We start from the raw sequence: 6,793 nt of genomic DNA on the forward strand, positions 1-6,793 counted from the left end.
CCTCTACTGTTGGGTTTCCTCTTGAATCCAAAATCTCTCTTGCGTAAATATCACTTATAATACTCATATTTTCCTCCTAGTATTTATATCACAATTTAGTTGAGTTAATTCATGTGTCGTTTGAAACACAGATGGTTCACCTGTGTATCAAATGTTGGATGAATTAAGACGAAGCTTATTGTGAGATAAAACTACATTAATATTATTTTCTATTGCAAAATCAATATATATAACAACATAATACTGTTATTATACACTATTATAGTTAATTTTAAAATATTTTTATACTAATAATGATTCTCCCGTCATTTCTTCCGGTTTTTCAATGTCCATTAGTTCAAGGATTGTAGGTGCCAAATCGGCAAGTCTTCCTTCCTTGAGCTTTGTTTCTTTTCTATTGCTTATTAATAAAAGTGGTACGGGATTTGTTGAATGCTGAGTAAGTACAGATTTGTCATCACTTAGCATTTCATCTGCATTTCCATGGTCTGCTGTAACAAGCATCTCCATATCGTTTTCAACAACATATTCTGCAATCTCTCCAAGACAGTTATCCACGGTTTCAACAGCTTTTATTGCTGCTTCCATTATACCTGTGTGTCCAACCATGTCAGGATTTGCAAAGTTTATTATTACTATATCGTGAATGTCAAGCTTAAGCTGCTCCAGAAGGGCATCCTTTACTTCATAGGCACTCATTTCCGGCTGAAGGTCGTATGTTGCAACCTTTGGAGAAGGAATAAGAACCCTTTCCTCTCCCTTGTTTGGCTTCTCAACGCCTCCGTTAAAGAAGAACGTAACATGGGCGTATTTCTCTGTCTCTGCTATTCTTAACTGCTTAAGTCCTTTGTCACTAATATATTCACCAAAAGTATTAACTAGTGTTTGAGGCTTGAATGCAACAGATACATTTTTAATTGTTATATCATACTGAGTCATGCAGACAAATTTAGTGTTGATTTTTTCTCTGTCAAAACCTTTGAAGTCATCATCCACTATTGCTCTTGTTATCTCTCTAGCCCTGTCAGGCCTAAAATTGAAGAATATAATGCTGTCATCATTTTCGATTTTTCCATCTTCTGCCACAATTATGGGCTTAATGAACTCGTCGTTTTCTCCATTTGCATAGGATGCTTCCACTCCTTCAACAGGGTCTGCATAATGTACGCCTTCACCTTTAGTAAGGGCCTCATAGGCAATCTGGATCCTTTCCCATCTATTGTCCCTGTCCATGGCATAGTATCTACCCATGATAGTAGCTATCTTTCCCACTCCTATTTCTTTCATTTCATCTTCAAGTTCCTGGATGAATCCTGCACCACTTGTTGGCGGCACGTCTCTTCCATCCATGTAGCAGTGAACATATATCTCCTTCACTCCCTTGGAGTTGGCAAATCTTATAAGGTTGTAGAGGTGCTTGTTGTGGGAATGCACTCCTCCGTCAGATAAAAGTCCCATAAGGTGAAGCTTTGTATTGTTCTTCACAGCATGGTCAAAGGCTTTTAATATTTCTTCATTGCCTTCAATTTCTCCAGTTTCAAAACTCTTTGTAATCCTTGTAAGCTGCTGGTAAACGATTCTACCTGCGCCTATATTCATATGGCCAACTTCTGAATTTCCCATCTGTCCTTTAGGAAGTCCTACATCATTGCCGCTAGTTTTAACAATAGTTGAAGGATACTTAGTTACTAATCTGTCAAAGTTTGGCGTAGAGGCTCTATATATTGCATTTCCATCATAATCCTTGCCCTTTCCCCATCCGTCAAGTATCATCAGCAATCTGGTTTTTTTACTCATTTTGTCTCCTTTTAACCCACTTTCATAAGTAGATAGATGATTCGAATTAATAGTTCATTATTTTCCCGAAATCATCCGCCTTTAGACTTGCTCCTCCAACCAATGCTCCATCTATGTCTGACTGTGACATTATTTCATTTACATTAGATGGCTTGACACTACCACCGTACTGAATTCTTACTATGTCTGCCTCATCTTTTCCAAATATACCTGCAAGTACACTTCTAATGAATTTAATCATATCATTTGCCTGTTCACTTGTAGCTGTTCTTCCTGTTCCTATTGCCCAGATAGGCTCATAGGCTATTACTATTTTTTCAGCATCTTTGCTTTCTATATTTTTAAGTCCGTTTACAAGCTGATCTTTGACAATCTTATCGGCAATGCCACCTTCTCTCTGCGCAAGTGATTCTCCTACACATACTATTGGCGTCATGTCATATTCAAATGCTGTCTTGATCTTCTTGTTTACCGTTGCATCAGTCTCTCCGAAGTACTGTCTTCTTTCAGAGTGGCCAATAATTACATATTCAACATTGAGTTCCTTAAGCATAATAGGAGAAATCTCTCCTGTGTATGCACCTTTTTCCTTGAAGTGGATATTTTGTGCGCCAAGCTTGATGTTTGTTCCCTTTATAAGTTCACTAACTGTATAAAGAGCAGTGTATGGAGGACAAACAACAAAATCCTTTTCTGCAGCTTCCGCCTTTTCAATCAATCCTTTTACCAGTTCTATGCTTTCTGAAACCGTATTGTTCATTTTCCAGTTTCCAGCCATTATAGGTCTTCTCATAAAAACCCTCCTTTATCATTTTGGGATAGTGTATTTCATATGTTGATTTACACTTCCTGATCTTCTATTGAGTCTATTCCTGGAAGTATCTTTCCTTCCATATATTCAAGTGATGCACCACCACCAGTGGAAATATGAGTCATCTTGTCAGCAAGGCCAGCCTTCTCAACTGCTGCAGCACTGTCTCCGCCGCCTATTATTGATATTACATCTTCTTCGGCAAGAACTCCCGCTATTGCATTTGTTCCTTCTGCAAAGCTGCTGAATTCAAATACTCCCATTGGTCCGTTCCAAATTACAGTTTTGGATTTTCTAATTACTTCGCTGAATATTTTTATGGATTCAGGTCCTATGTCAAGTCCCATGTGTCCTTCAAGAATATTCTTCCAGTCTACAACTTCAAATTCATCTGTATCCTTAAATTCTCTGGAAATCTTGTAGTCAACAGGAAGAAGAAGCTTGACTCCCTTATCCTCAGCCTTTTTAATAAGCTCTGCTGCCAGTTCAACCTTGTCTTCCTCAAGAAGTGAATTTCCAACATCATATCCCTGTGACTTAACAAAGGTAAAGGCCATTCCACCACCAATTATGATATTGTCTGCAACCTCAAGAAGGTTTTCTATAACGCCAATCTTATCGGATACCTTAGCTCCTCCAAGAATTGCAGTCAATGGTCTTTTGGGATTGGATAATGCGCCGCCTATTGCTTCGATTTCCTTTCCAATAAGAAATCCTACCGCAGATGGGAGATATTTTGTGACTCCAACGTTTGATGAATGTGCCCTGTGTGCCGTACCGAAGGCATCATTTACAAAAACATCTCCGAGTGATGCGATTTCCTTTGAAAAAGCGTCATCGTTTTTCTTTTCTTCTTTTCTATATCTGGTATTCTGTAATAGCATAATTTCGCCAGGTATTAGTCTGTCAGCCATTTCCTTAACTTCATTGTTCATTACATCATCAAAGTCCGCAAATACAACTTCTTTTCCAAGAATGTCAGCAAGTCTTTCAGCGACGGGTTTAAGTGAAAATTCCCTTTTTGCCTCTCCCTTTGGTCTTCCCATGTGAGACATCAAAATCAGGCTTCCACCATTATCCAACACATAATTGATGGACTCCATTGCACTTCTTATTCTGATATCATCTGTAATATCAAGATTTGCATCCATAGGAACGTTAAAATCGCACCTCATCAATACCTTTTTTCCTTCAAACTGAAGGTCCGTCAATTGTCTTTTCATTGTACCTCCCAATATGTTTCTATAAGAATTTTCAATTCTGCAATAAGTAACTGTTTATGTCAAAGTGAATGCTGCAGAATTCTCCGCAGCATTTACTAGCTCAGGAAAATTAAAATATGTAAAATCCCTTAAAGCGTTGATATTTTACTTTCAAGAAAACTTTCCTTCGCATCTGGAATAACCACTCCTGCGGTTAACGCGGCACAACAGCTACCTTGGTCTTATATTGTTGCTATATACTTTAGAGTTCTTATTAATTGTGATGTATAAGACATCTCGTTGTCATACCAAGTTATGATTTTAAACATCTTCTTACCATCCACATCAATCATTTTTGTTAACTGAGCGTCAAATATACTTCCGTACAAAGTACCAATTACATCACTTGATACTATAGGATCTTCAGTGTATCCAAGTGTTTCATTTGCTGCTGCTTCCATTGCTTTGTTAATTGATTCAACTGTAGCGTCTTTTTCAAGTTCAACTACTAAGTCTACAACAGAACCTGTAATTACTGGAACTCTCATTGCCATACCATCAAGCTTTCCGTTAAGCTGTGGAAGAACCTTGCCTACTGCTGCTGCTGCACCTGTAGATGTTGGTATAATGTTCGCAGCTGCCGCTCTACCTCTTCTTGAGTTGATACCCTTTGAGTGAGGTCTATCAAGCACAGCCTGGTCGTTTGTATATGCATGGATAGTTGTCATGAATCCCTTTACAAGTCCGAATTTGTCATCAAGAACCTTTGCTACTGGAGCAAGACAGTTTGTTGTACAAGAAGCACCCGAAACAACTTTTTCACTACCATCTAGTGTATCATGATTAACATTATATACAATAGTTTTTAAATCCCCACTAGCAGGAGCTGAAATCAATACTTTTTTAGCTCCGGCAGTCAAGTGTTTTGCTGCACCCTCCTTGCTTGTAAAGAATCCAGTACATTCAAGTACTGCATCGATATCAAGTTCTTTCCAAGGAAGATCTTCAGGATTTCTTTCTGCAAGTATCTGGAATTCTTTACCTTCTACAATTAGCTTTCCGTCTTTTCCAGTGATATTGTCTGTTTTGTAAGGTCCCTGAGCAGTATCATACTTCAACAGGTATGCAAGTGTCTCAGCATCCGTCAAGTCGTTGATTGCTACTACCTCAACCTCGTCGCTTTCCATCATAAGTCTAAAAGCCAGTCTACCAATTCTTCCAAATCCGTTAATCGCTACTTTAATACTCATATTACCACTCTCCTAGTTTAATTTTAATATTTCCTTTGCTGTTACTTCATCTGTCACCAAAATATAATCTTTGTAATATTTTGAAAACGAATATATTGCTTCTGCTTTATTTTTACCTGAAGCTATGCATATTACGTGCTTAATGGAATTTATATCATTTAAGTATATTCCTACGGAATCCGTATGCATTATAGGAACTCCGTTGTTGTCGAAATAATAACCAAGGGCTTCTGCTACTGCATTTTTAAGCTTTAACTCGTCCTTTTTCAAGTCTGACATTCCTCTTCTTTCAGCCATTTCCATTGCCGTACCTACTCCGAAAAGTATCATGTCAATTTCCTTTATTTCATCCAATACACTTTTTATCTGAGGGTTTTCCTTCAAAGCCTCCAATAGCTCAGGATGTATGTTATCCGGTACGTGAAGAAGCTTGTACTCCGCATTGATCTTGTGGGCAAGCTTTGCAGCTATGGTGTTTGCCTGTATTTCAAGCTGCTCACCAAGTCCTCCCCTTCCAGGCACTACCATTATGTTTTTGACCTTTCTATTGTATTCCATTTCATCGGCAACACATGCCATAGTAGTTCCACCCATTATTCCTATTTTCATATCATCTTCAAGGAGAGAATTCATTATCAAGGAAGCTTTCTTTCCTAAATCCTTTCTGATGATTTCGTCATCATCAGAATCTCCTTCAACCAGTGAAACTTTCTTTATCCCTATCTTTTCCTTAAGCTGATTTCCTAAATCATTCAAGCCCTTCATATTATAAATCAGTTCTTCAGTTTCAAGAAGGAGCTTCTCTCCAGCTTTCGAAAGCCTCATACCTGAAGATTCAATCCTTATAAGTCCCAAATCCTTAAGTATTTCTACTTCTGATCTTAAAACTCTTTCCGTCATTCCAATTTTCGATGCCAGCATCCGCCTACCTATTGGTTGATGGCTCTTCAAAGATTTAAGGAGGCCGTATCTCTTCATAAGTAGTTTAGACATTTCAGGAACTATAGAATTTTGTATAGACAATACTTTTTCAAATCTCATATAATCCTCCATAAAACCTTTTAGTTGTACTAGCAGAATTGCATTATTAAATGTAAAATCAACATGGCAGCTATAAGGTTCCAATAGTAATCGTTGTTTCAAGTGGTCTATTTCTGTCCCTGTGGTTTATTTCGTGTCCCTATTATATTATATTACTTTTTTTTGAGAATTTCAAGGGTATTATTTTAAAAAAATTAAATCGAAGAAAAGTTGGTTATTTGGAAAGGTTTAAAAAAACCGACGGGTGGACCGTCGGTTAATTATATCATTAATAGGTTATAATTGCTGTAAAGTTCAAGTGATTTTTTTGTTTATTGTCAGTATCTTTTTCTCATTGAAGATGACGGTATCTGTAATTCATCCCTGTATTTCGCTATTGTTCTTCTTGAAATATCTATTCCTCTCTTGTTGAGATCATTGGCTATCTTCTGGTCGCTCAAAGGCTTCTTGGTATTTTCACGGTCCACAAGCTCCTTAATCATAGACTTTATACTAGTCGATGCCATTCCGTCGTCGTTTCCTTCCTTGGCTATTGAGCTTGAGAAGAAATACTTCAGTTCAAAGAGACCTCTTGGAGTCTGTACGTATTTGCCATTTGTAGCCCTGCTGACTGTTGATTCATGGACTTCTATGTCTTCAGCTACATTTTTCAGAACCATTGGCTTAAGGAATTTATTGCCTTTTTCAAAAAA

6 protein-coding genes are annotated in these 6,793 nt (G+C 37.7%); all 6 read right to left on the bottom strand.

What is annotated here, in order from left to right; all coding sequences use genetic code 11:
• Positions 1-282: 282 nt before the first annotated feature.
• Positions 283-1,797, bottom strand: a complete 1,515-nt coding sequence (gene gpmI / locus AC3AX0_RS04965) for a 2,3-bisphosphoglycerate-independent phosphoglycerate mutase (protein WP_487549202.1) — start codon at positions 1,795-1,797, stop codon at positions 283-285.
• A 46-nt stretch (positions 1,798-1,843) separates the two neighbouring features.
• Positions 1,844-2,590 (bottom strand): triose-phosphate isomerase, encoded by a 747-nt coding sequence (tpiA, locus tag AC3AX0_RS04970; RefSeq protein ID WP_487549203.1) that lies wholly within the window; start codon positions 2,588-2,590, stop codon positions 1,844-1,846.
• Positions 2,591-2,637: 47 nt separating this feature from the next.
• The gene (locus tag AC3AX0_RS04975; RefSeq protein ID WP_487549204.1) at positions 2,638-3,831 is read right to left on the bottom strand and encodes a phosphoglycerate kinase; all 1,194 of its coding nucleotides are present in this window, start codon (positions 3,829-3,831) and stop codon (positions 2,638-2,640) included.
• Between the two features lie 221 nt (positions 3,832-4,052).
• Positions 4,053-5,060, bottom strand: coding sequence for a type I glyceraldehyde-3-phosphate dehydrogenase (gene gap / locus AC3AX0_RS04980; protein WP_487549205.1), 1,008 nt, complete (start codon positions 5,058-5,060; stop codon positions 4,053-4,055).
• Positions 5,061-5,072: 12 nt separating this feature from the next.
• A complete protein-coding gene (locus AC3AX0_RS04985) occupies positions 5,073-6,101 on the bottom strand; it encodes a sugar-binding transcriptional regulator (RefSeq protein WP_487549206.1) in 1,029 nt (342 codons plus the stop codon).
• 317 nt (positions 6,102-6,418) lie between these two features.
• The coding region (locus AC3AX0_RS04990) for an RNA polymerase factor sigma-54 (protein ID WP_487549207.1) at positions 6,419-6,793 on the bottom strand (375 nt) is incomplete at its 5' end.

The organism is Dethiosulfatibacter sp. (assembly GCF_983023055.1).

What these genes read in the sequence shown, in the direction of transcription:
- gpmI (WP_487549202.1), bottom strand. Translation starts at nt 1,797, where the DNA reads ATGAGTAAAAAAACCAGATTGCTGATGATACTTGACGGATGGGGAAAG.
- tpiA (WP_487549203.1), bottom strand. Translation starts at nt 2,590, where the DNA reads ATGAGAAGACCTATAATGGCTGGAAACTGGAAAATGAACAATACGGTT.
- AC3AX0_RS04975 (WP_487549204.1), bottom strand. Translation starts at nt 3,831, where the DNA reads ATGAAAAGACAATTGACGGACCTTCAGTTTGAAGGAAAAAAGGTATTG.
- gap (WP_487549205.1), bottom strand. Translation starts at nt 5,060, where the DNA reads ATGAGTATTAAAGTAGCGATTAACGGATTTGGAAGAATTGGTAGACTG.
- AC3AX0_RS04985 (WP_487549206.1), bottom strand. Translation starts at nt 6,101, where the DNA reads ATGAGATTTGAAAAAGTATTGTCTATACAAAATTCTATAGTTCCTGAA.